We start from the raw sequence: 25,454 nt of genomic DNA on the forward strand, positions 1-25,454 counted from the left end.
GTTTACCCTGATACGTTCAGCCAGACCCTGCCGTCTGGCTCAACGCACCACAGCCCGCCCGTAAAGGCAGGCTGTTTGTGTCTTCATGTCGCCATGAAAGATTAGGCTTCGATAGGCTTGCGCCAGTCGTCTGAGCCTGAGGTGCCTGCGTTGACGTGGTCCCAGGTCACTTTGCGGTAAGACATCGACACGGTCAGGTTCTGGGTGAAGTCTGACTTCGCCGGGTCTTGGCAATGGGGCATCTCGCAGTGAATGTCCACAATCGAGGCACTTTCCAGCTTGGTGGTAAAGAAGTTTTCTTGTTTACCTTCAATCGAGGTGCGGTACCACTTTAGCTCGACCGTTGACATCTTCTCACCTGACGCCAGTGCGTTATAAAGCAATGGCACCGCTTTGTTGAGCGCAACGGTAAATTGGAAAGGCTTGTGCACACGCTGGCCAGACGGTTGACCTGACTGTGGGTCCGTCGGCACGGTCACATTGTGGTTAAACTGTTGTACCAGCATCTCGTCTTCGTGCCCTTCCACAAACGCATCACCGATAGAATCGGCGGTGCAGGCACCGGCAGTAATCAAACCCTGAGTTTCACCTTCAATCGAGATATAACATGGCGTTGGCATAATCGCTCCTTTGTATGTCATGGAAGACACATCGCCACCGTGGCGGTGTGCCTGCTCGCTGTCTTATCTTGCGAAATGCATGCCAAGTTTTTTGTCGATATAAATCAGCACCTTAGAATATGGCTGACCAATTTTTTGCACGTGCCAAGCAACTTCTTGCCAAGCCAAGCAAAAAGTTGCTTAGCCAGCAGGCTAACGAGTTGGTATTTGTGTTGTCATTTTCATCGCTATTTTTTTGAACCCACTTGGCATTGTTAGTGGGTCATCGCACACTTATTACTTCGTTACGATCGCTGTTTGCGTGCCCAGTGAATGTAGTCTTGGATCACAGGCTCAGCGAGTAAAAGGTCGAGGCTGTGTAATACGCGACCCAGGTGTTTTTCACTGAATTGGCGATGAATAAAAGCATGGCAAGGCCGACATACCCAAATACCGTGCTCACGCATGTAAGGTCGGGAAAAGCGCTTGGTGAACCATTTGTTGTTATGACAAGTTTTGGGGATCAAGTGATGGAAGGTCAGCGGCCTTGAGTGCTGACACAGTGCACAGGGCGTTGAAGAAGGCGGAGAGGCAGGCATACAGGTAATAATACTTAAAAAGAAGGTCGCATCGATAACTACGACCCTCGTAACCAGCATCTGGTTCAATTACGCGAAGTTGTCACGCAAGTATTCAATAATGTCGTCCGATTCATACATCCACTGTGTTTCGCCGCCTTGGTCAATACGCAGACAAGGCACCATGCCTTTGCCGCCTTCGGTCTGTAGGCGTTGCCATTCTTCGGCGTTAGCGTTCATATCCACCAGCGGAATATCTAACTTGAGCTCTGTCATGACTGCACGCACTTTATGGCAAAATGGGCAGTGCTCTTTGTGATACAAGCTTAGTCCGTTCAAATCAGCCATTATGTTTCCTTTTAGGTCATCAGGGCGGATTTTCAAATGCCGCCATATGTGTGAATTCATTCCACGTAATGATGGCATTGAACTTGGTCCCAACGCTAGTCATTAGCCTGTTTTATTGGCACTAAATGAGCAACTGAGTGCATACTGGAAATTAACCCATCACCTCAAGGTCGCTTGCTCATCACTCAAACACTGGATAATGTGTTCCGGTAACAAAGACAGTCAATCGTTTTACCAGCCACGTGTGCCACGTTGAATTTTTTATCGCATAGGTTAAACCCATTCCGCTCTAACACCGTTTGTGATGCAATGTTGGTCGTAGACGCCATGGCGTTGAGTGTCACAAGTCCGTGCTCGCGCGCGATCTCTAACGCATACTTTACCGCTCGAGAGGCAACCCCCTTCCCGGTATGTTGCTCTGCAATGCGATACCCTAACGAACCTGATGCAGATACCGCATCAATTTGGCTGATATTAACCCGTCCCAAAAGCTGGCCCTCGGCATCCGTAATCAACATCGATACGTGTTGTCCTTTCTGATGTAAGGCAAGTAATTCGCAGATGTGGTCATAAACGCCTGCTCGGCGATAAAACGCCTCACCGCGCGATTCAATATAGGTTTCAAAATAAGCACGGTTTTGTTGTTCAAAATGGAGCAACAAGTCCGTATCAGCCAGGATAAGAGGGCGGATCAGTAACTGCATAACACGACCGAATTAATCCGGCCCATGTTCAAACTGTTTTAATGACTCATTAGGGGTGTGTTTTAAACCACCACATAGGCAGCTAGCAGAGAGCGTGGACATGAGCATATCCCTATCTAAAGTATCAGACTTCATTGTCTACTCTTGCCTAGTAAAAAACAATTAAAATGTTTGATTTCATAGGCATAACTGTCAGTTAATCTGCGCCAAAGATGTTTCCTTATCTCGTCGTCAAAGTATTTACAGTGTAAATACTTTGACACTGCGTCGATCCAACTAGACGCTTGACGAGCAAACGCTCACAATCCTGACGCCACCCTGAACATATAGTGACATTAGTCACATAAATTATTGCAGTTTATGAAAGCGCCCCGTAATATCATTGTCATAAAATTTGGGATAAAGGTCACATATACGTGACGTGATCTACGGACGGGCTGATCGTTTTTATCAAGTTGAGGGTGATATGACACTACTACGATCTTCATGTGCTGCTCGTGCCGTGCTCAAAGGGGCAGGCAAGTTTTTTGCTGTCGCGTGCTATCTCGCCGGTATTGCCGGCATTATTCATTACAGTGTGGCCGCGCATAATGTCGCATCAGAGTCTTCACTTATTGAGCTCTCACAGTTGCTCCTGCTGATCCTCACCGTATTCACGTTTCGCCGCGTCGCCAAGTTCAACCCTACGCTTTGTCACGCAGCAAAGCTTATGAGTGGTTTTTTCTTAGTGCTGATGATCCGTGAGCTCGATGCCACACTCGATATCGTAATGCATGGTTTCTGGAAGGTACCGGCATTGCTGGTCACCGGATTAACTCTTTGGCCAGCGATCAAACACGGCCGTGACACATTCACCAGCCTTGCCCATGCGCTGAGTGCCAAAAGCAGTACGATGCTGATTGTGGCATTGGGGCTACTGCTGGTTTACTCACGCTTATTTGGAATGGGCGAGCTATGGGAGCAAGCCATGGGAGCCATGTATGTGCGAGACGTTAAAAATATCGCCGAGGAAAGCACAGAATTAGTGGCATACTCACTCATTTGGCTCTCGGCACTGGGTTATTGGTTAGAGTCGGTAAAGCCAGGCCATATTGCCACTCCCGCCTCACTCACGCACTCGGCGGAGCATGATTTACCCGCTCAGTAACGCTTCAATTTCGTTCACAATTGCTCGGCGCCGCCAGTAGGCGGCGTCGTGGCTTGATGCTATCATTGGGGAAAAGAGCAGCAGGAGCCAAGATGATGGCACGGACGTTTGTTTTCCTTTTAATTGTTTTTTCTATATTTTCCTATGCAAACTCGGATGACTCATCTCAATCCGACAAAGTCATAACCCACAAAAACGAGACGATTTGCAAATCGACCTTTAGCCAAGAAATGATTAGCCAGCAAATGACGTTTAGTAATCAAGCTAATGCGCAAGACGTTAGGCGCATTGCCGAGCGTAAAATTGCTGCAGCCCGAAAAAAATTCGCCGATACCGGCAGCTACTGCGATGCCGCCCAAGTATTAATGACGTTCGAGCCTAAATCCCTAGCAGGTCAAGACGGAGATGCGCAGTTTCGCGAGTAATAGCGAACAGCCTGCCATTGACTTACATCTTTTTGTCGGCGACCAACAATCATAGGCCTTCTTGGTCAACGCACACTTTTCCTCCTCCCGTCTAGGCTGTGATACACTCCCGCCACGGATAAACAAGGGCTTTGATGATGAAAAAAATGCTATTTGTAGTCGCGCTAGCCGCGGCGCTGGCTGGTTGTGACAACGATGAAGTTGGGGACGTAAGCTTGGGGATGTTTACCATGAAAGACATCAAGCTTAACCATCTTGTTGATCCTGTGGTGAGCGGGGTAACGTGCCATGTCGCCTCTGTTGAAGCTGACTTAAGCTTTTCTGATCCCAGTGATAGTGCCATCTCTTGTCGTCAAACCGGTGAAATTACGCCAGAGATGATTGCCAATATCGATAAAAGCGCATCGGGCGAAGTGGTATTTAGAAAATCAAAAAGTATTTTCTTCAAGTCGATGAAGATTCGTCGGATCTTTGATGTAAAAAATCAAACCTTGATGTATCTCTCTTACTCAACAAAAGAAACATCCGGCAGCTTTAAGCATAGCTTGTCCACGGTTCCTCTTTGGGGCACCAAAGCCTATCAATCACAGTCACAACAATAATCGTCGCTGCGTGCCTTTTAGGTGCATGTGCTGATTTAGGCAACAACTCGATGAATACAGTAGAAACACACATAAACGCGTGGCTAGATGACGTGGTGATCGGGCTAAATCTTTGCCCTTTCGCTGCTAAGCCCCGTCGCAAACAACAAATTCATATTGATATTTGTGACGCCCAAGATGATAACGAGATTTTAACCGCGATTTATCAGGCTTTAGTCCATCTTGATCACACCGATCCTGCCATCACTGATACCACGGTGGTCGTGGTGCCCAACGCGCTCGCTGACTTTGATCACTACCTCGACTTAGTCGATGCTACCGAGGCGATGATTGACCACTACCACTGGCGGGGAATTTTCCAAGTTGCCAGTTTTCATCCCGACTACTGTTTTGAAGGCTGCGCCCCTGAAGATAGCGAGAACTTAACCAATCGCTCACCCTATCCATGCTTTCACTTAATCCGTGAGGCCAGTATGTCGCGCGCGCTCGCCCATTATGGCCAAGACCCAGAACAGATCCCCGCGCGTAACATTGCCCGTGTTTCAGCACTGACCCACGAAGAGCGTCAAGCACTCTTTCCTTGGGTAAAAGCCTCATCAGACTGAACCACTACCTGGGTTTGGGCAAGGTGTTGCCCCTCAAGCGACAGCGATAAAAGGTCGCCGTTTTCCAGCACACCAACCCCTTCGGGGGTGCCCGTCAACACAATGTCGCCTGGGTTCAACCAAAATGTTTGGCTTATATGCTGAATAAGCGTGATCACAGACATTAACATGGTCGCGCTATTTCCCTGCTGCCGCATCTCGCCATTGATGGACAATGAAAAGGCGACCTCACGCCAATCATCAGGCACCGCGACAAAACGTCCAACCGCTGCGCTCCCCGCGAACGCTTTCGCCCGCTCCCAAGGTAACCCTTTTTGTTTTAAGCGGCTTTGCGTTTCACGACGGGTCAAGTCCAGCGCCAGTGTCATCCCGCCCAAGGCGTCTTCAACGGCTTGCTTAGTGGCATGAAATAAAGGTTTGGTGATCAGCACCGCCAACTCGGTTTCGTAGTGAACGGGGGCAAATGACGCCACTATCGCCAGCTTGTCATCCAGAGGTTGGATTGCACTCGGCGGTTTCATAAACAGAACCGGCTCATCCGGAATAGGATTGTTAAGCTCTCGCGCATGGGCAGCATAATTACGTCCTACACACACCACCTGTCCAACGGGCAAATCGATCGCCCCACTCTTTAACCATTGATGTTGATAACGCATCGGTTTTGTCCTTGCTAATGAAAAGTCGATCCCTGACTAATTTTGATAACGAAAAAGGCAAGAATGCAAGACACAGTTGGCATTTCCCGTGTCACTGACTTGTTGATTTTTCTATCTCGTCCAAGGATACAAAGAGAGATTGAAGGGAGCACCTATGCCGCAACATCCATTTGATCCCCCCATTCATTGCGTCATTTTTGATTGCGAGGGAACCTTAGTTGACTCAGAGAAATTATCCCACCAAGCCTTGGTAGAAACCTTCTCTACCTTTGGTGTGCGTGTTGACCTGCAAGACTCGCTCGATCATTTTGAGGGCGGAAAACTGACCGATGTCCTCCAGCAAACCTGCGAGCGAAGCGGCGCACATATTCCTATTGATCAACTCGAGCCACGTTTTCGCCACTTATGTCGTCAGTATTTCGAGGCTGAGTTAGCGCCAGTAAAGGGCATTGAAACCGTCTTACAGGCGCTTGAACAGCAAGGGATTGATGTTTGTGTCGCATCAAATAGTCCGGTAGAAAAAATGGCCCATGCACTTCAACTCACCAAGCTGTTGCCCTATTTTGAGCATCGCTTATTCAGTGCCTTTGAGACTAACAGCTGGAAGCCGGCCCCGGATCTTCTTCACTACGCTGCGATGAATATGGCATGCCCCACTGCCCAGTGTGTGTTCATCGATGACACCAACAAGGGCATACAAGCGGGGATCAATGCCGAGATGCGTACCATCCACTTTAACCCCAACCCCAATGTACCCACTACGGTACACCCTTTGGTGACGCGGCTGTTTAAAAGTGAAGACTTACTCTCGTTTTTTCACAGGGCCAGCCTGAGCATCACGCGCTGAGCAACCACAGAGTGTCACCGCATGCTGCCGCCACCACTCCGTATCAATCCGGATAGTCTGGCCCCCGTGGGCGTGCTGGATGTGCCACTCTCGGGTCACCATTAACACTGGCGTACCAGCAGGCACGGCCAATACACTAGCACGCTCACTGTCTAGCGCTTCCCATGTGCTCGACCAATACACATCCGCATCGGCTGGCGTGTTTAACAACGTTGCTTGGTCGCCAGTTTGCCAGATGCTGGGGAAATAATCAGGATGGAGATACGTACGCACAAAGCCAACAGGGAGCTGTGCGATCTGAATCAGTCCCTCTCCCTCGAAGACCTGAGCAAATGGAGGCAGTTGCATCTGATCACTCACCGACGCCGACGCCATGGGCGTCTTTTGCGATAGCCAAGAAAATTGGCCACCGTGTTGAGAGAAATTGTGCTGCCAATCGACGAGTTGGCTGGGATCATACGCACAAGGGGTGGGCGCCACAAACCAGCCACGTCGCTCTCGCCGATATATGCGTCCTTCCGCCTCAAGCACTGCAAGTGCCTCTCGCAAGGTGACACGGGTAGTGGAAAAGGTGTCTGCAAGCTGGCGCTCACCTGGGAGTTTTTTGTCCGGCGCCAATAAACCGCGATCAATTTGCGCTAATAACTGCTGGCGAATCACCATAAATTGCATCATGAGCTGTCAGGCCTGCGTGATCTTTGTATCGCTAGTGTGATCTTTCTCAATTTGCTGTCAAAACCTGTCCATTATGTCCAAGAAATAAACAGTGATTAAGATAGAATCGCCAGTCTACTCGGAATCGGAGCAAAGAACAAAAGATGCACTTAAGGAACACGCTGAGACATATTTCCCCACAACTAGGCCGACGTCTCGTGTGTATTACGCTTTTTTGTTGGTTAGGTTTGGCAGGGCATATCACGCCCAGTTATGCCAAGGATAACCAATTGTCTGATTATTTTATTGAAACCTGGACCTCTGCCAACGGATTGCCGCATAACAGCATCAATGCCATTGCCCAAACCTCGGATGGCTACTTGTGGTTTGCCACCTGGGAGGGTGTGGCACGTTATAACGGTTTAGAGTTTGTGCGCTTTGACCGCGGCCCTGACACACAAATGAAAGATTCAGGTACGCGCGCCCTGGCGACAGGGCCTGACAATCAACTTTATGCCGGAGGGGCACGAGGCAGCTTAGTGATGCGACAAGGCTTTTCGTGGCAGGGCCTTCCCACAGCCCCCAGTCTCATTAATGATGCGCTCCATGACCAGACAGGTGGCTTGTGGTTAGCCGTAGAGGGAATGGGGATTGCTTACTACGCCCCTGAACAGCTCTCGCAACCCGATCCCACCCCACAGACATTTATCGATACCCTCAGTAGCTATCACTTGACCCAGACCGCCGATGGTCAAGTCTATGCGGCCACCGAAAAAGGGGTCTACCAACTGTCTTTGCAAAACGGCGCGACGCCTCTCTCTTTTCACAACCTGTTTCGCAAAGCCTTTTATGTCTCGAGTGGTCAGGATGGGAGCCTCCTAGTCGGCTCCGAAAATGGCGCTTGGCGCTATAAAAACAGTCGCTGGACGCCACTGGCGAGTGAGCTACTCCACCAAGCGATTACCATGGTTGAACAAGACAGCCGTGGCGCCTATTGGTTCGGGACCCTTAGCCACGGTATTGCTCACATGAAAGACCAACATATTGATTTTCTCGACGATCACCGCGGCCTGCCCAACAACCGGATATTATCCTGGTTTGAAGACAATGAGGGCAGCATTTGGATAGGCACTAACGGCGGTGCAATGCGGCTTAGATACGCACCTTTTGTGACGCTGACTAAAGACAATGGGCTAGCCGGTGACTATGTACGCACCGTACTTGCTGACGATAAAAATACGGTGTGGGCAGGGGCCAGTGAGGGGTTAAGCCAAATTGATATCGTACAAGGTAATGCCAAAGTACTCGCCAAGGACATATCGGTGCTCAGTCTCGCGCCTCGAGCACAAGGTGGGGTATGGGTGGGGACCTACCAACAAGGCCTCTACTACTGGCACCAAGGCGCGCTCACTCCCGCCGAAACACTGAACGATCAATTGCCTGACAATGAAGTCAGGGCGATTGTCGAACGTGATGGTGCATTATGGGTGGGCACACCACGTGGCTTGGTCACGTTTTCGTCTCTCCCAGGCAGTCAATCCGCGCACTCGTCAACCGTTTATCAAAAGCGTGCACGCTACAATAGTCAAAATAGTGCCCTACCCGGTAACTATGTTATGTCGTTAACGTTCGATGAAACGGGCAAGCTATGGATAGGCACCGGCAGCGGAGCCGGGTATCTGATCAATGAGACCATCACGCCGCTCGATTTCACCGATCAAGAGCAAGCGCAGTATGTTTTTGGCTTTTTTCACGAGCCTGGCTACGTATGGATGGCCACTGATCGGGGTATTGTCCGTTATCGACAATCTGATAGCCAACTCGCGTTAGTCGGCCGACCACATGGTCTACCGATTGATAAGTTCTTTCAAATCATCAAAGGCGATGACCAAAGTTTTTGGTTGTCCAGTAACCGAGGGATCTGGCGGGTCAACTATCATCACGCGCATCAAGTGGCGGATAAAACCCGCGCGCGTATTGACTTTGAGCATTATGATCAAAGCGATGGCATGCTGAATAGTCAGGCTAACGGCGGCTCTAATCCTGCGGCGACAAAAACCGCGGCAGGCGATATTATCTTCGCCACCGCCCAAGGCGTGACGAGTGTTAAACCCGCTCGATTGTCACAGATGCTCAGCCAGCCCTTGCCGATCGTGATGCAGAACGTGCACTTTGATGGCCAAGCGATTAACCCAGAGGCGAGCAACAGAGCTCCTGCTGGTACCAATCGCGTCTCCTTTTCCTATGCTGCGCTTGGCTATACCATGCCAGAACAAATCCAGTACCGCACCCAACTAGAGGGCTTTGAGTCTGAATGGGCCTACCGTCACGAAAACCATATTGCCGAATATACGAATTTACCACCGGGTGACTACACCTTTAAAGTCAGTGCTCGCTACCCCTATAGCAACTGGAGTGATGATGTGCTTAGCTATCGCTTCAGTGTGACCCCCTCGCTTTGGCAACGGTCAGATATACGTGCGCTGGGGTTCTTGGCCTTAGTCACCCTCGCCTACGGCGCCTTTATGTGGCGAATCCGCCGAATGCAACAAAAAGAGGCGCAGCTAAAAGCGCTGGTGGAAGAGAAAACACACGCGCTACAAGCGCAAGCTGACGATTTTGAACGTATGTCGAAAGAGGATGCATTAACCGGCCTTGCGAATCGACGCGCCTTTGACGAATACTGGCACCTGGCCTTTGATGAAGCCAACCAGTCGGGGCAGCCCTTGCAAGTAGCGATTTTAGATATTGATCATTTTAAGCGCATCAACGATCAGCATTCACACCTGGTTGGCGACCAGATTATCCAACGAATCGGAAGCTTTTTAGATAAAGAACGCGAGCAATTAAGTCATATCGCCCGCTGGGGCGGCGAGGAATTTACGTTACTGTTTGCAGGGACACCGGCCGATGGTTATCACTACTTTGATGGATTACGCCGTCGTATCGCGGCATTGACCCTTGACGACATTGCGCCGTCATTAAAAGTGACGGTCAGCATTGGTGTGGCTGGCAATCATCAGGCTAGCGATTATGTCGATGGCCTCAAGCAAGCTGACCAAGCCTTGTACCGTGCCAAGCGTGACGGACGGAACTGTGTGCGCCAACGTAGCGGACACGAGTCACAGCCATCCTAAACGTGAACGCCAAAGAAAAAAGGAGCGCGAATGCGCTCCTTTATACGATGCTTTGAATAGAGGCTTTATGGCCAAGGCTTAGGCCATGGTTTCTAAGCTCTTTTCATAAGACTCGTATTGTTTTGATACCGACTCGCTTGGGCCACCGGTTGCTTTACTCACCACAATCGCGCCCAATCCAGCAAAGATAAAGCCAGGAACGATTTCATACAAATCGAAAATGCCGCCTGAAAGCTGTTTCCATACCACAACTGTCACGCCGCCGACCAAAATCGCTGTCAGTGCACCGTTACGGTTCATGTCACGCCAGAACAGACTGAGCAGCAGTGCTGGGCCAAAGGCAGCCCCAAAGCCCGCCCATGCATACGACACGAGGCCGAGGACTGAGCTTTCTGGATCCATCGCTAAGCCAAGCGCAATCGCCGAGAGTAAGATAACAGCGCCGCGACCAACCATCACCACTTCTTGCGTAGAAGCATCAGGACGGAACACTTGCTTATAGAAATCTTCCGCTAACGCAGACGACGAAACCAGTAGCTGTGAATCCGCGGTACTCATGATCGCAGCCAAAATGGCGGCAAGCAGGATACCTGCGATAACAGGGTGGAATGCCGCGTTAACGAGAAGCATGAAGATTTTCTCGCCATCCTTCAGATCGGCTGTCATGTCGTTTTGTACGTACAAAATGCCCACCAGCCCGATAAGCACCGCACCAAACATTGACAGCGCAGACCAACCAACGGCTATACGGCGCGCGGTAGTGATGTCTTTGTTTGAACGGGTGGCTTGGAAACGTGCCAAAATATGTGGCTGTCCAAAGTAACCCAGTCCCCATGCGGCCAGCGATACAATGCCGATCCAAGATAGCGGCTCGCCCTCAACATCACGCCAAAGCGTCATCAACTCAGGGTTAACAGCCGCCACATCGCTGCCAAGCTTAAAGATGCTCCCGTCCATGATCACGAAAGGCACAATCAGCAGGGCTGCCGCCATCAACAAACCTTGTACCAAGTCAGTCCAAGATACCGCCAAGAAGCCGCCGAACAAGGTGTAAGACACAACACAGATGGTGCCAATGACCACCGCAGTGGTGTAATCAAACCCAAACACCGTGGTGAAGAGTTTGCCGCCTGCAACCAAGCCGGAGCTGGTGTAGAAAAGGAAGAAAAGCAAAATGAAGAAAGCAGAGATGGTTTGCAGCAGTTTTGATTTATCTTCAAAACGGCGGGCAAAAAACTCCGGTAACGTCAATGCGTTATCTGCTTCAATACTGTATGTACGCAGGCGTTTGGCACAAATTAACCAGTTCAGGTAAGTCCCTAACAGCAAACCGCCTGCTAACCAAAGTGATTCCATTCCCGCAGCGTAGGCATAGCCAGGAAGGCCAAGCAGCAACCAACCACTCATATCTGATGCACCCGCTGACAATGCAGCAGGCCATGGGCCTAAAGAACGCCCCCCGAGGAAGTAGTCTTCGGAGTTGGATGTGCGTTTGTAGGCATATACACCAATGGCAAGCATCATGATGAGATATGCCAGAAAGGTTGCACTGATGGCATAGCTATTGTCTATCATATCTGTCCCTCAATTACATGGCCCCAACCGGGGCCATTTCTGGAAAGTTAATGTTCACCACTGCCGAGTTCCAGAAGCGTGGCATTACCACCTACAGCAGTGATATTTATGGTTCGGGTGCATTCGGTCACAAAACGCAACACATAGTCAGGCGTGCCGATCACGGGATAGTCAGCCGTGTCAGTTTCCGCAACCAGTGTGGCAATCACACCCTTACGTTGTGCGAGCTGGCGATTGACATGTCGCACATGTGCGTCCTCCCCTGTCGTTGCCAACCCGACGATATGCGGATGAACCAGCAGATCGCTGAGCGCGTCAATACCAACGCGAACCGCCACACGGTCTGGGCATCCGGCTTTAATGAGGTCGGCCAGTACAGCGTCGACCATATCAGCGTGAGTGCCCTCAACACTCACTACCACACAATTACCAGCGACCAAGGCGGCGGCTAACTGGCCACATAAGGCAACGGACGTCAGCGAGGCATCGCCCGTCACCGCGACGGTGCCACGCCCGGCGGTATAGAGCTCGTTAGTTTCCCCCGTTGGCCCTGGTAATTCATGTACTTTGTTGAGCAGCCGCTCTGCGCTGTCGCACTGAAAACGGATCATGCTCGCCGCTTGGGCAAAGTCATCGCCCCGTGCGGCAACGGTTTCAGACCACCGCTGTAGTAAAGTGATGCGGCCAGCAACGGTTTGATCGTTCCAGTCTTCCCATACCGCGTCACACTGCTCTAAAACGTTATTTAATTGCTCCATCACGCTTCTCCTGATCTTGATACCAACCGACTTATTGAACGTTTACTGACGCTTGTGTAAAGCGGTAGAGATAATGTGGTCCGCCCGCTTTCGGGCCGGTGCCTGACAGGCCACGGCCACCAAATGGCTGAACCCCAACTACCGCGCCGACTTGATCGCGGTTTACATAGCAGTTACCCACGCGCGCTCGGTGCTCAATATGAGCACATGTGGTTTCATTACGGCTATGCACACCCATTGTCAGACCGAAACCAGTGCGGTTGATATCATCAATCACTTTGTCGAGTTCGTTTGCGCGATAACGAACAATGTGCAAAATCGGACCAAAGTGCTCTTCGCTCAGCTGGTCAATGCTGCGAATTTCAAAGGCCGTTGGCGGGACAAAGGTGCCTTTATCACACTCAGACGAGAGCGGGACTTGGGTGACCAATTTGCCGCTGCGCTTCATTTGTTCAATGTGAGCAAGCAATTTGTCTTTCGCGGTTTGATCAATCACCGGACCGACATCGGTAGAAAGGCGCTCTGGTCGCCCCACCGACAACTCAGCCATTGCGCCTTTAATCAGGCTAATCACACGGTCTGCGATATCCTCTTGAATGTATAGAACACGCAGGGCTGAACAGCGCTGACCCGCGGACGCAAACGCTGAGCGCAATACATCACGCACCACTTGCTCAGGTAACGCGGTACTGTCTACCAGCATGGCGTTTTGTCCGCCGGTTTCTGCCACCACAGGCACAGGATCAGCGTCACGCTCAGCCAATGTACGTGTGATACGCTGAGCAGTGGGCGTTGACCCTGTGAATGCCACACCGGCAATGCGGCTGTCTTCGGTCAATGGCGCACCCACCACAGGTCCACTGCCCGGGAGCAGTTGGATAACGCCAGCTGGGATCCCGGTTTCAAGTAGCAACTCTATCGCGCGATAAGCGATAATGGAGGTTTGCTCTGCCGGTTTTGCCACCACGGTATTGCCAGCTACCAGCGCCGCACTGACTTGCCCCAAGAAGATAGCCAATGGGAAGTTCCACGGGCTAATACAGGTAAATACGCCACGACCTTGATAGCTTACGGACTGTATCTGGCCGTCAAAGCCTGTGTATGAAAGCGGCTCGCCCTGCAACGCTTCGGCCTGCTCGGGGTAGTAACGCAAAAAGTCGACCGCTTCACGCACTTCATCAATGCTGTCGTGAATCGTTTTACCGGCTTCGCGATGACAAATCGCCACCAATTCACCCAAATTCGCTTCGAGTTTATCAGCCAGGTCAAGTAAGTACTTACCACGCTCACTAACCGCTGTTTTCGACCACTCTGGGTAAGCATTCGCGGCAATATCGAGTGCATTGTTCACCTGATCAGACGTCGCCCAGTCAACTTGGCCGACAGGCTCCTCGCGATCATAAGGCGCAGCGATAGGATGCGTATCGCCAGCCAGACGCTGGCCATTGACAATGGGGCCGGCCTGCCATTGGTACGCGCTCATAAAAGGCGCAACGCTTGCAGTGAATGGTTGCCATTCTGAGTCGATATCAGTGGCTACGCCTTGAGAGTTCTTACGCGACGCGCCAAAGATATCTAACGGCAAGGGGATACGATCGTTATGCAGTGTTTGATTGGCACGCAATGTATCGACAGGATCGGCGATAAGATCATCAATCGGGCAACGCGCGTCGACCAAACGGTGAACGAACGAGCTATTTGCGCCATTTTCCAGTAAGCGACGCACCAAATAAGGGAGCAAGTCTTTGTGGCTGCCCACTGGGGCATAAATGCGCACCTCGGTGTTAAATAAGGCTTTTGCATGGTTGTACAGCGCGTCACCCATGCCATGAAGGCGCTGGAACTCAAAGTCTTGATGGGTTGCCATCGAGGCTATCGCGGCGATGGTATGGGCGTTATGACTGGCAAATTGCGGATAAATGAGGCCGCGGACATGCTCGCTCAACAGAAAACGGGCACAGGCGAGATATGAGACATCAGTCGCCTCTTTACGGGTGAATACCGGATAGCCATGGTGTCCACCTTGCTGGCACAGTTTAATCTCGCTATCCCAGTACGCCCCTTTTACCAAGCGCATTGGGATCACATCACCTTGCTCTTTTGCTAACGCCGCTAACCAAGTAATCACAGGGAGCGCACGTTTTGAATAGGCTTGCACCACCAAACCAAATTTACCCCAGCCCTGAACCACAGGATCGCGATATAGCTTTTCAAATAGGGCTAGCGAGAGTTCTAGACGATCCGCTTCTTCAGCATCAATGGTGATCGCCACATCTTTTTCACGGGCACGCTTGAGCAGTACCAACACAGTGTCGAACATTTCGTTCATCATGCGATCGTAGTTGGCTGCTTCATAGCGCGGATGCAAAGCCGACAGCTTAATCGACACCGACGGCGATGGACCTTGGTAGCTAGATTTGGCTTCGCCCACAGATTCAATGGCTTGTAAGTAGTCCGCTAAGTAGGCTTTAGCATCTTCTTGAGTGAGTGCCGCTTCCCCTAACATATCGAATGAGTAGGTAAAGCCGTTATTGCGGGGGCCTTCACCGTTCTTTTGCGCCTCATCAATATCACGGCCAAGCACGAACTGGTGGCCCATGATTTTCATCGCCTGATGCATGGCTTGGCGAATCACCGGCTCGGACATTTTGTTAACAAGACGGTTTATAACAGAGGCTGGTTTCCCTTCGGTGCTTTCATCCAAAGTCACCACTTTTCCGGTGAGCATCAGTCCCCACGTTGAGGCATTAACAAACAGGGAGTCAGAGTGGCGCAAATGGGCTTTCCAGTCAGCAACACTCAGTTTATCGCGGATAAGTGCATCGGCGGTGTGCGAATCAGGGATGCGCATCAGCGCTTCAGCCAGACACATCAACAAAATCCCTTCACGGGTATCCAGGCTGTACTCAAGCAAGAGCGCATCAATCATTTGAACGGCTTTTTTATCCGCCCGTACCTGCTCAATCAACTGCGTGGCTTGACGACGTGTTTGCTCACGCTCACTGTCAGTGGCTTCCGCTAAGGGAATTAACTGTTGAAGCCATAGGCTTTCGTCAACGCAATACAGCGGAGAGATTTCAGACCAGATCTGCGCTAGTGGGCGCTCGATAAACGAGGGCTGCATAGCATCGATGGCTTTAAACATAGTGGTATCCTCACTCACGTCCTCCCAAACTCGGGCAGGAAAAATGTTACGTCATTGTTACTTTGCGATCGATTCTATGCGTGGTCTATCAGTAGGGTCTTACAAAATACACCGGCATTATTGCAAAATCCTCCGATGATTAACAAATAAAGCTGTCGATCGCCATAATGGCATAACAAATGAAGTGCATATTATTGATGCCTGAGACGGCGAAAGCATATTGGGCCAAGCTTAAACCGAGCCCTTAAACTTGGCAGGAGAAAGGCCAAAATAGCGAGAAAATGCATTAGTGAAACCGCTTTGGCTAGAGAAACCGCAGCTATCGGCAATTTGTGCCATGGTCAATTCACTTTCTTTAATCAGTTGTTTCGCTAAGGCAAAGCGTTTTTCAAGCACATATTGATGTGGCGTGGTGCCCACCTGCTCTTTAAATAACTGGTGGAATTGGCTTTCAGCCAGAAAAACACTGCCCGCTAACTGCGCCACCGAGATTTTGCGGCTGATGTGCTGATGAATATAACGGTCAATGATATCCATGTTTAAACGGTGACCATCACGTCGCGGAGAAACATGGTCACGGAAATGGCGATGTAACACGCACATCAGCGTATCCGCACAAGCGCGGCTAAGCAGCAAATCAGACGGGTTGGCGATCATCTCTGCGGTCAGCGCCTTGATCAGCATTTGCGCGTGAGTGTCGAGTTGGAAGTAAGGCTCGCGACTAAACAAACGCGCAATGTTGTCATGCATGGACGCATGCCCCACCCATTCTTGGTATGGAAGATTAATCACCAGAATTTCATTACGTCCAACCCCGGTAAATGCATGCTCTTGTGATTCCTCCACCAAACAGCCTTGGCCTGGGCCAACCAGACTGCCACGCCCATCAACATCGAATTCCGTTTGCCCTTGCAGACCAATCACGACCTGCTTGTACTCATGGCTATGGTGAAGCTGTTGCCGAGGCAAGGCGATCACTTCAGAGACTTTGGGTGTTTTCACCACCATGGCTATCCCTCTTGGTGCGGATTACGGGTTTGCCGCCAAACATTCAAGTGCCTTTTCCTCATTCTGGCACGCTTATCACCCGTGTGCGACTGGATTCTATGTGCTTATTCTCAACTTTACGGAACAATGATCAAGTAGTGCATTTTTTACGGCCTCTGTCATTTTGACGCTAAAAATGCGAAGGATCCCTCATGTATTTCTTGTTGATCGGATGAAAGCCGGATGTAACGCGATAAAAAAACCACCACAAAAATAGATAAAAAATATAAAATTCAAACGTTTAAACCTTATTCGATGAAAGCCTCACTGACTTGATCATTGTTTCGAGGCGATCAAAGGGGATCAACACCTTGATCATTCTTCCGTTTTATCGTGTCTTCACGCAATCTTATTTGAAGCAAGCCACCGCTTAAGGTAATCTCGCATAAACATAAAAACCATGAGCACAGTTGCACCGATCACGTCGCAGAATGCTGACTGCCGTCAAATAATTAGCACGGTTTGCGTGGCAACGCGGGTTTCCGTGATAGTCTACTTTTTGGACATAGGTATTATTATTGCGACATGCGTAAGCAAGGGAACTATGACAACGAAATATATAAAAGCGTTATGCTTAGCGCTCCCTCCCCTACTGCTAACCGAGTTGGCGTTCGCTGAAAACGCGTCTTCCGCTGATAATCTCGATCCGGTCAGTGAGTTGGTTGAGAAACTCCGCGATAAAGAAGATACGTTGGAGGCTCGAAACGATGAACTGGCTCTGCAGCAGGCGAAATTGGATGACCTTTTGGTCAAGCGCGCGACGTTAGAAGATGAGCTGAGCAACCTGAAACGCAAACGCAGTAATGCTAAAGCAGAGCTGGATGCGAAATTTCAGGATTTAATTGCCGATCCGAGCACAGATATCAGCCCGTATCAGCAGGCCTACCAACAAGCATGGCAGCAGGTGAACAACCACCAGCAAACACAAGCTGCCAACGAGTCCGCCATTATCGAGCAGAAGAAACGACTGGCGAAACTTGAACGAGAACAAGCGCTATTGGCAACAACCCTTGAGAATTTACATGAGGCCATGCGCGAAGCACGCGCGGAACGTCTACGTAAAGAGCTCACCCAAAAAGACACTATTGAAGTTGTCCATAGCTTGACCTGTTCGCCCAACATGACATTGTCGGCGTGCGCGAACCAAGGTGAGACGCTGACCATGCAAAAAGCGATTCGTGACTTCCGAGGCCAGGTAACGGACTTTGTCACCGAATCCAATGCAGTGAAGCAAAACATCGATAAAGTCGCGTTTAATATCCACGTCACTAACAGTGAAGTCGTTGACGCAGGCTTTACCGGTGGCATGGACTACAAAACGCGTATTAAAGCGGAGCTGGTAAGCCGTCCTGATAAAACGGCGGCATGTCGACTGCTTGATCTTGAAGACAGATACTGTGTTGAAACCACCCAAGCACAGCAGCAAGCCAATCGTAAACAGCAGGCGAAACGCTGGGTTAACGTGACAATACGGTCTAATCGTTACGATGACAGTGTGACCATTAATGATGTGTCATACGGAAGTACGCCCGTAGAACTCATGCTGCCAGTGGGCAATCATGACTTAACGGTCACTAAACCTGGTTTTGTGCCTTATGATCGCGAAGTCTACCTCGGTAAAGATCAAGTAGTGTGGGCCAAACTGAAAGAGCAGCCTAATCAGCCGCCAAGCCCAGGTAAAAAGTTCACTGACCCTGTTGCCAACAATCTCGAAGCACCGCAAATGGTGGTGATCGGCGCTGGCGAATACAAAGTAGGGCCAGATGCACGTGAAAATGTGGCTATTCAGCAATCATTTGCGATGGGCGCAACGCCCGTCACGGTGGAGCAATTTGACGCCTTTGTGACAGCCTCCGGTTATGTCACCGCGGCTGAACAAGGCAATGGCTGCAATATGCTGGTGAATGGCGAGATCAACCAAAGCCTAGAGACAGATTGGCGTCAACCCGGCTTTGATCAAGCGGCTGACTCTCCGGTCGTTTGTGTGAATAAAGATGATGCCGAGGCTTACACCAAGTGGCTAAGCCAACAAACGGGGCAGCGCTACGCACTTCCAAACGATGTTGAGTGGGAAGTGGCCGCCCGTGGTGGTACGGAAAGCGATTACTGGTGGGGCAATGAAATCGGTGTCGGCAACGCCAATACAGGCTGGAGCGGCACAGTATGGTCAAACGACCGCACCTCACCGGTTAAAAGCTTTCCGCCTAACCCATTCGGTGTTTATGACACCGCGGGGAATGTTTGGGAGTGGGTGAGCAATGATACGCCTGTCGCTCGTGGCGGTGCGTGGAACTTTTCACCTCAACGCTCACGCGTTTCCGAGCGTTTGGAGTTAGGCGAAAACACCAGCGCTAACTACCTTGGGTTCCGCGTGGTGCGAGATATCAAAACCCCTTAATCTCGTCACACTGAGCCTCATCACCATGGTAGAAACAAACGCCGCTATTCGTAGCGGCGTTTTTTGTTTGGGGGCAAGCCATTTTGTCTTAATGCTTTTGACCCTAGACACCGACACAACCTAAACAAGATCAAGCCTGATTGAACGAGCGAAAACTAACAATCTTTATATTAAGTTGCTTGATTCGATGTCAATAGGTCAAATCCCCCCTACCCAACGTCTAGTCTTCTGGATATAGTAAACCCCGTAAACGCGATTTGTCCCGATGAATGCGTTTATAGCAGTTCCTAACACTGTTAGGTGCAGTCAGATACCAGCGTCGTCACTTACCCTCAGACATCCGCTTGGTATCTCGACAACCTCTTCTACACGTCGTACAGGATATGTCCTGAAAGGGAAATCTTGTCTTTGCCGGCTTTATGCCGGCTTTTTTTTATGCTCCAATAGCTTGTCCGTTTTTCTATATCTTGATGGGCGCTTGCGTCCAATAATAATAACAATGAATGGGTAAGCAATATGAGTCACGTTCCCCCTGCTCTGTCTATGCTAGAGCAATTACCTGGCTGCTGGGGCTGCAAAGATACTCAGTCGGTGTTTGTCTACGCCAATAGTGAATACTGCCGCCTCATGGGCCTCACACAACCGCAAGACTGCATAGGCAAAACCGACCATGATATGCCCTGCCCCACCACGCGTTGCGCCGATCAATTTCAAGCGCAAGACCAATATGTGATGAAAACAGGCAAGCGACTCCGTGTGCTCGATATTCATCCTTATGCCAATGGCCGTTGGCATGCGCACCTGTTTACCAAAACACCTTGGTTCAATGAAAAGGGGCATATTTGTGGGGTCATGTTCTGTGGCCAGGAGCTCAGTGATACCGCTATTTTAGAAGTCGGGCATTGGGTGTGCCGTGCCGTCACCCACCCTGAACAGGCCTTGTCCGATCATCACCATAGTGACTCTCAGGTACACCTGACGTCACGAGAGCGGGAGGTCCTTTTCCTTCATCTGCATGGTAAGAAACCGCAATTGATCGCACAGACATTGTCGGTGTCCGTCAAAACCATTGAGAACCACTTTGCGCATTTACGCGAAAAGTTCGATGTCGACTCCAAAGCAGGTTTATTAGAGCATGCGCTCGCGCAAGGGTTTGGCTCCGCGATTCCCGAAAGCTTATTAACCCGACAATTGTCTGTGGTGCTGCGAGATTAACCAAGCAGCCCCCAACTCAACCATGCGCCATCTCGCCGTCATTCTGGGAGGACGAGATGGCGTCTCCCACCGCTATCGTCAAGGCCGCGTCACAAGCTACGGCGCTAGGCGCTCAATCGCCCAGCGATCACCCTCTTGGCGCTGATATAAGAAACGGTCGTGCAAGCGGTGCTCGCCACCTTGCCAAAACTCAATACTTTGGGGCTTGATTCGATAGCCGCCCCAGAATGTAGGGACAGGCACTTCCCCTTTCTCGAACTGCTTTTTCAGCTCTAAAAACTTGCCTTCTAACGCCGAGCGTGCTGATAAGCGTTCGCTTTGCTTGCTTGCCCATGCCGCGATCTGGCTTTCTTTGGGGCGGGAAGTGAAATACTTAAATACCTCTTTTTTACTCAGAGGCTCCGCCTCACCCATAATATGGACTTGTCGCTCAATAAAATGCCAAGGAAAGTGCAAACTAATCTTGCTGTTTTTTTTCAAATGTAGCGCTTTGCGACTCCCCAAGTTGGTGTAAAAAACAAACCCCTCTTGATTAAAGTCTTTTAATAAAACGATGCGCTGAAAAGGTTGCCCATCTTCATCGACAGTGGCGACAGTCATTGCGGTTGGATCAGGCACTTGGGTATCAATGGCTTGTTGTAACCACTGGCCAAATAAATCCATGGGCGCGTCGGGTAAATCGTCACGACGCAATCCCCCTTGGGTGTATTCTCTTCGAATATCTGACAACTCCATTGCTTTCTCCAATTCGTTTATTTTCAGCTATTTTGCGCAGGTACCTAACGATACACAAGTGCAATTTATTACCGTGGCGACAGAAACAGGGATCAATGACCCCAACGTTTTTCATTGCTCAGGCTTGGCGACGTGAGCGGTCTATATTTTCATCGCGCTGGCCCACTCGGAGAGTGAGAAAGTCTGCAAAAAATCAGCACCATAGACTAAGCTTGAAGGAAGTGAAACACCCGATGGGGGTCAGATGGCGATACGTGATAAATCTCGCGCGAGCTTGCCCCGAGATGAGCACCTCGATTACATCGATGACAAGACGGCCGCACTTTTGCTCAACACGCCGAAAAGTGCTCGCGTTTTGCTATGGACTATCGTGCTATTTTTGATTGTCGCCACAGCCTGGGCATCACAAGCACAGCTCGATAAAGTGACCGTCGGACAAGGAAAAGTGATCCCCTCTTCACAGCTTCAAGTCGTGCAAAACCTTGAGGGGGGCTTGGTCAAAGCGCTCTTAGTCCAAGAAGGCGACAAAGTGAATAAAGGGCAACGGCTTATCCTCATTGACGATACCCTCTTTCGCGCCAATTTCCGAGAAAGAGAACAAGAGTTGCTCGGTCTACGCGCAGATAGGTTGCGCCTGCAAGCGTTGCTCGCCGCTATTCGTGTCGATGAAACCGTGCCTTTTGAGCAATGGCGAGAAAGTATTCTGCTTGAGCGCCAACCACTCTTGTTTCCGGACGTCTTTACCACGACACGCCCAAACTTGATCACGCAGACACAAGCGCGATATCAAGAACAGCTTTCTAATATTCAAAATCAGCTCTATGTCACCGCGCAAAAAATCCGACAAAAGGAACAAGAGCTTGTCGAATTGGAGTCTCGAATCGCGAATCTCGAGCAAAGCCAAGCATTCGCGCAAGAGGAGCTCGATATCACACGCCCGCTTGCCGATGAAGGCGTTGTCCCCAAAATCGACTTACTCAAGCTCCAGCGCCAATTAAATGATACTCAGCGTGAGTTATCCTCAGCGCAGCTTTCTCTCCCTTCCGTGGTCTCCTCATTGCGCGAAGCTGTTTTCCAACGTATTGATGTTGCATTAACGTTTCGCACCGACCAGCAAGAGCGACTCAACCAAGTAGAGAAGCAAATTGCCGCAATGTCTGAAGGGCGTGTTGGATTACAGGATAAAGTCTCACGCACCGTCGTAACCTCGCCTGTCAATGGAACGGTTAAAAAGCTGCACGTCAACACAGTAGGCGGTGTCATCCAACCAGGTATGGACATTATAGAAATCGTACCGTCCGAGGATAACCTCTTGATTGAGGCGAAAATTGCCCCTCAAGATATTGCTTTTTTACGTCCAGGCCTTAATGCCGTGGTCAAATTCAGCGCCTACGATTTTACCGTCTATGGCGGACTGGATGGCAAGCTTGAAACCATCAGTGCTGATACCATCGAAGACGAAGAAGGAAACAGTTTTTATCTCGCCAAAATACGTGCCGAAAAAGACAGCTTGGGCACAGAAAAAAGCTTACCCATAATTCCAGGTATGACAGCCTCCGTCGACATTATCACGGGTAAACGCACGGTTTTGGATTACTTACTTAATCCCATTACGCGCGCGCAAAAAACAGCATTGCGCGAATAAAGAGGCAACAGGCTTTATGGCTTACCACTTTCCTTGGCAACCATTTTGGTTCATCGCCCTTACAATTGGATTAGTCGCCCCGGCTCATAGCCAGTCCCTTGAGCAAGCCGTAGTGACAACGCTGGCCACGGATCCTGAGTTGCGTGGCGCATTTCATCAGCTGCAAAGCCTTCATGAGAGAACAAAGGCCAGTGAGGGCGACTATCTACCCGACGTTGATTTGAATGCGGGGGTTGGCTACGAACGCATCGATAATGATACAACACAAGCGCAAGATGACCTCGATTTTGCGAGAAAAGATGCCACCCTCAACGTTCGGCAATTAGTGTGGGATGGACAAACACACAACAACATTGCTCGTAATCGTTATGAGACTGAGAGCCAGCGCTTTCAACTGCGTTCCGATGCCTCCGATAAAGCACTCCAGGTCGCAGAAGTGTATCTTGAGATACTTAAAGCCCAACAGGTGCTAGATCTCTCTAGCGCGAACATGACGGTACATGAGGAGATTCTGTCTGATATTCGTCGCCGAGCAGATACGGGGATCGGCTCAACGGCCGATCTTTCCCAAGTCCAAGCGCGTGTTGCACGGGCCCGAGCCAACCTCTTATCCGCTGAAACCAATCTAGAGGATGCCTTTACCGCATTTTTTCGCGTGGTTGGCGAGCCGGCAAACAATCCTGTCCAACCCGTTATTGATGACGCTCGCCTCCCAACCTCACTGGAGAGTGCCCTTGAACAAGCCGTCAAACGTAACCCGCTACTCAAGCTGGCGCGTTACGATATTGAAGCGGCAAAATCACAGTATCAACAATTTAAAGGGGCGCACCACCCAAACATCAGTCTAGAAGTCAGCCAAACTTGGGCGGATGAAGTCAGCGGCGTGGATGATTTTAGTGATGAATTTAGCGCCATGCTACGCGTGCGTTACCAACTGTTTAATGGCGGTAGCGATCAAGCCGATATCCGACGAGGCGCCTATGAGGTAAATCGAACCAAAGATATCTTTGATAACGCCTATCGGCAATTGGAAGAAAGCACCCGATTAGCTTGGAGTGCGTTTCAGCTCACTGAGCAACAAAAAGTCCTTTTGCAGCAGCAAGTTGATGCCGCTTCGGATACAGTGCAAGCGTATGAAAAACAATTTAGAATTGGACGACGGACGCTGCTCGACCTGCTAAATACTGAAAACGAGTTACTAGAGGCGAGGCGCGCTTACCTAAACGCAAACTATGATCATTTGCTTGCACAGTATCGTTTACTCAACAATACCGGTCATTTATTGGAAGCGTTGAGAGTATCCTTACCCGAACAGTGGCAAGGGACAGAAGGAGAAACGGAATGAAAGTATTCGGACTGAGCCTCATTCTTGTGCTCGTAACCGGATGTACGGTGGCACTCTCTCCGCCCCCTACGGCCAAGCAAATTCATGACGTGACCGACAGTGATCAAGATGGCGTGATCAACGCCCGTGATAGATGCACCAATACGCCACGCGGCGCCGTCGTTGATAATCAAGGCTGTCCCAATTACATTCAACCTACCAGCAAGCACCCGTCACCCACCGCATCAGCACGACAAATCGATGTGTTCTTTGCCCTCGATACCGCAAAAGTGACGACCGACGCTATAACCGATATCGACGCTATGGCAGACTTTCTAATGAATTACCCTGATACTGAGCTCCGTTTAACCGGTCACGCCAGTGCGGACGGTTCGACATCCTACAATCACGCGCTCTCTTATCGTCGAGCAATGACTGTTAAACGTGCGCTTATCGATCGTGGCATTACACCACAACGAATCGACGTGGTTGCCAAAGGAGAGACGGACGCTAAGCATGGTAGTGAATCGGCCGATAAGTATCGGCGAGTCAGTGGTGAAGTATTGAATTTTAAAGGGGATGTCGAGAAAGCATGGACCATCTTCACGCGTCGACCTCAGTCTTAAAGCGAAAATATTTATGAAGCAATGGCATATTGCCGGGTTATGTTTGTTGCTCTCTCTCAGCGCGATGAGCCTGACCACCAAAGAGTCACGCTGGGTGGGGCAAGTGTCGAGTTTTTATGGTGAACGCGCGGGTAAGCGTGTCACGGCATGGCGCAACATGGTGGAAAATACGCAAGGCGTGTCAGAGCAAGAAAAGCTGCGCAAAGTGAACGATTTTTTTAATCAGCTGTATTTTGTCGATGATATCGACTTATGGGGAAAAAAAGACTATTGGGCAACGCCCTTAGAGTTTCTTGGCGCAGCGGCCGGTGATTGTGAAGACTTTAGTATTGCAAAATATTTTTCTCTTCGCGAATTAGGCATTGATGATAAAAAACTGCGCCTGGTGTACGTAAAAGCAATCCGTCTCGACCAATTTCATATGGTCGTTGCGTATTACCCAACGCCATCATCCGAGCCGGTGCTACTCGATAACTTAGATCCAACAATTAAACGTGCGTCGTTACGACGCGATCTACTGCCAATATATAGCTTCAATGGTAGCCGACTATGGTTAATGAAAGAACGCGGCCAAGGCGAGCTTGCAGGCAACGCTTCCCGGCTTGGCCTTTGGAACGATTTACGTAGCCGTATCGACACCTTAAAGATGCAAAAACCGATTAGACAATTTGATAGGTAAACACC

23 protein-coding genes are annotated in these 25,454 nt (G+C 50.2%); 12 read left to right on the forward strand and 11 right to left on the reverse strand.

Annotated features, from left to right (window positions below; translation table 11 throughout):
* Positions 1-101: 101 nt before the first annotated feature.
* The 4 genes from BZG20_RS14360 to BZG20_RS14370 all read right to left on the reverse strand — a co-directional run bounded on the left by BZG20_RS14360 (position 102) and on the right by BZG20_RS14370 (position 2,229).
* Entirely contained in the window at positions 102-620 is a 519-nt protein-coding gene (locus BZG20_RS14360) for an Hcp family type VI secretion system effector (protein ID WP_077458860.1), read from the reverse strand.
* Between the two features lie 284 nt (positions 621-904).
* Positions 905-1,258, reverse strand: coding sequence for a hypothetical protein (locus tag BZG20_RS15950; RefSeq protein ID WP_198531499.1), 354 nt, complete (start codon positions 1,256-1,258; stop codon positions 905-907).
* Positions 1,259-1,267: 9 nt separating this feature from the next.
* A complete protein-coding gene (locus BZG20_RS14365) occupies positions 1,268-1,525 on the reverse strand; it encodes a glutathione S-transferase N-terminal domain-containing protein (RefSeq protein WP_025744429.1) in 258 nt (85 codons plus the stop codon).
* Positions 1,526-1,710: 185 nt separating this feature from the next.
* Positions 1,711-2,229 carry a GNAT family N-acetyltransferase gene (locus BZG20_RS14370; RefSeq protein ID WP_077579429.1) on the reverse strand — a complete coding sequence of 173 codons (519 nt, stop codon included), beginning with the start codon at positions 2,227-2,229 and terminating at the stop codon, positions 1,711-1,713.
* A 466-nt stretch (positions 2,230-2,695) separates the two neighbouring features.
* Here BZG20_RS14370 and BZG20_RS14375 point away from each other — a divergent pair, with 466 nt between their 5' ends.
* The 4 genes from BZG20_RS14375 to BZG20_RS14390 all read left to right on the forward strand — a co-directional run bounded on the left by BZG20_RS14375 (position 2,696) and on the right by BZG20_RS14390 (position 5,008).
* Entirely contained in the window at positions 2,696-3,376 is a 681-nt protein-coding gene (locus tag BZG20_RS14375) for a hypothetical protein (RefSeq protein ID WP_052708106.1), read from the forward strand.
* Positions 3,377-3,468: 92 nt separating this feature from the next.
* On the forward strand, positions 3,469-3,801 hold the full coding sequence (locus tag BZG20_RS14380; protein ID WP_077579430.1) for a hypothetical protein: 333 nt from the start codon (positions 3,469-3,471) through the stop codon (positions 3,799-3,801).
* Between the two features lie 134 nt (positions 3,802-3,935).
* Positions 3,936-4,403 (forward strand): CreA family protein, encoded by a 468-nt coding sequence (locus BZG20_RS14385; protein WP_046075575.1) that lies wholly within the window; start codon positions 3,936-3,938, stop codon positions 4,401-4,403.
* A gap of 50 nt (positions 4,404-4,453) precedes the next feature.
* The gene (locus tag BZG20_RS14390; protein ID WP_077579431.1) at positions 4,454-5,008 is read left to right on the forward strand and encodes a DUF1415 domain-containing protein; all 555 of its coding nucleotides are present in this window, start codon (positions 4,454-4,456) and stop codon (positions 5,006-5,008) included.
* On the opposite strand, the gene BZG20_RS14395 is transcribed toward BZG20_RS14390, so the two are convergent.
* Positions 4,969-5,664, reverse strand: coding sequence for a fumarylacetoacetate hydrolase family protein (locus tag BZG20_RS14395; protein ID WP_077579432.1), 696 nt, complete (start codon positions 5,662-5,664; stop codon positions 4,969-4,971). The two genes, BZG20_RS14390 and BZG20_RS14395, sit on opposite strands and share 40 nt — an antisense overlap.
* Before the next feature lie 154 nt (positions 5,665-5,818).
* Here BZG20_RS14395 and BZG20_RS14400 point away from each other — a divergent pair, with 154 nt between their 5' ends.
* Entirely contained in the window at positions 5,819-6,511 is a 693-nt protein-coding gene (locus BZG20_RS14400) for an HAD-IA family hydrolase (RefSeq protein ID WP_077579433.1), read from the forward strand.
* Here BZG20_RS14400 and BZG20_RS14405 read toward each other — a convergent pair.
* Positions 6,467-7,186 (reverse strand): GntR family transcriptional regulator, encoded by a 720-nt coding sequence (locus BZG20_RS14405; protein ID WP_077579434.1) that lies wholly within the window; start codon positions 7,184-7,186, stop codon positions 6,467-6,469. The two genes, BZG20_RS14400 and BZG20_RS14405, sit on opposite strands and share 45 nt — an antisense overlap.
* A gap of 269 nt (positions 7,187-7,455) precedes the next feature.
* On the opposite strand from BZG20_RS14405, the gene BZG20_RS14410 reads away from it, so the two are divergent.
* A complete protein-coding gene (locus BZG20_RS14410; RefSeq protein WP_198531500.1) occupies positions 7,456-10,302 on the forward strand; it encodes a ligand-binding sensor domain-containing diguanylate cyclase in 2,847 nt (948 codons plus the stop codon).
* Between the two features lie 78 nt (positions 10,303-10,380).
* On the opposite strand, the gene putP is transcribed toward BZG20_RS14410, so the two are convergent.
* The 4 genes from putP to BZG20_RS14430 form a co-directional block, all read right to left on the reverse strand.
* A complete protein-coding gene (putP, locus tag BZG20_RS14415; RefSeq protein ID WP_046075580.1) occupies positions 10,381-11,877 on the reverse strand; it encodes a sodium/proline symporter PutP in 1,497 nt (498 codons plus the stop codon).
* 47 nt (positions 11,878-11,924) lie between these two features.
* Entirely contained in the window at positions 11,925-12,635 is a 711-nt protein-coding gene (locus BZG20_RS14420) for an aldehyde dehydrogenase family protein (protein ID WP_046075581.1), read from the reverse strand.
* Between the two features lie 31 nt (positions 12,636-12,666).
* On the reverse strand, positions 12,667-15,780 hold the full coding sequence (gene putA, locus BZG20_RS14425) for a bifunctional proline dehydrogenase/L-glutamate gamma-semialdehyde dehydrogenase PutA (RefSeq protein ID WP_077579436.1): 3,114 nt from the start codon (positions 15,778-15,780) through the stop codon (positions 12,667-12,669).
* Between the two features lie 231 nt (positions 15,781-16,011).
* Positions 16,012-16,788, reverse strand: a complete 777-nt coding sequence (locus BZG20_RS14430) for an AraC family transcriptional regulator (protein WP_077579437.1) — start codon at positions 16,786-16,788, stop codon at positions 16,012-16,014.
* A gap of 583 nt (positions 16,789-17,371) precedes the next feature.
* Here BZG20_RS14430 and BZG20_RS14435 point away from each other — a divergent pair.
* On the forward strand, positions 17,372-19,225 hold the full coding sequence (locus BZG20_RS14435; protein ID WP_077579438.1) for an SUMF1/EgtB/PvdO family nonheme iron enzyme: 1,854 nt from the start codon (positions 17,372-17,374) through the stop codon (positions 19,223-19,225).
* Between the two features lie 516 nt (positions 19,226-19,741).
* A complete protein-coding gene (locus tag BZG20_RS14440; RefSeq protein ID WP_077579439.1) occupies positions 19,742-20,440 on the forward strand; it encodes a helix-turn-helix transcriptional regulator in 699 nt (232 codons plus the stop codon).
* Between the two features lie 96 nt (positions 20,441-20,536).
* Here BZG20_RS14440 and pdxH read toward each other — a convergent pair whose 3' ends face one another.
* Positions 20,537-21,175, reverse strand: coding sequence for a pyridoxamine 5'-phosphate oxidase (gene pdxH, locus BZG20_RS14445; RefSeq protein WP_046075586.1), 639 nt, complete (start codon positions 21,173-21,175; stop codon positions 20,537-20,539).
* Positions 21,176-21,419: 244 nt separating this feature from the next.
* Between pdxH and BZG20_RS14450 the strand changes: the two genes are divergently transcribed.
* The 4 genes from BZG20_RS14450 to BZG20_RS14465 are packed head-to-tail and all read left to right on the forward strand — an operon-like array spanning position 21,420 to position 25,449.
* Positions 21,420-22,820: an HlyD family type I secretion periplasmic adaptor subunit gene (locus BZG20_RS14450; RefSeq protein WP_077579440.1), complete on the forward strand. Its 1,401-nt coding sequence runs from the start codon at positions 21,420-21,422 to the stop codon at positions 22,818-22,820.
* Between the two features lie 16 nt (positions 22,821-22,836).
* Positions 22,837-24,165, forward strand: a complete 1,329-nt coding sequence (locus tag BZG20_RS14455) for a TolC family outer membrane protein (RefSeq protein ID WP_077579441.1) — start codon at positions 22,837-22,839, stop codon at positions 24,163-24,165.
* Positions 24,162-24,770, forward strand: a complete 609-nt coding sequence (locus tag BZG20_RS14460) for an OmpA family protein (protein WP_077579442.1) — start codon at positions 24,162-24,164, stop codon at positions 24,768-24,770. Before BZG20_RS14455 ends, BZG20_RS14460 begins: the two co-directional genes overlap by 4 nt.
* 13 nt (positions 24,771-24,783) lie before the next feature.
* Positions 24,784-25,449, forward strand: coding sequence for a transglutaminase-like cysteine peptidase (locus tag BZG20_RS14465; protein WP_046075590.1), 666 nt, complete (start codon positions 24,784-24,786; stop codon positions 25,447-25,449).
* Positions 25,450-25,454: the final 5 nt, after the last annotated feature.

The sequence above is a fragment of the Salinivibrio sp. IB868 genome, assembly GCF_001995655.1.
GTDB lineage: Bacteria > Pseudomonadota > Gammaproteobacteria > Enterobacterales > Vibrionaceae > Salinivibrio > Salinivibrio siamensis.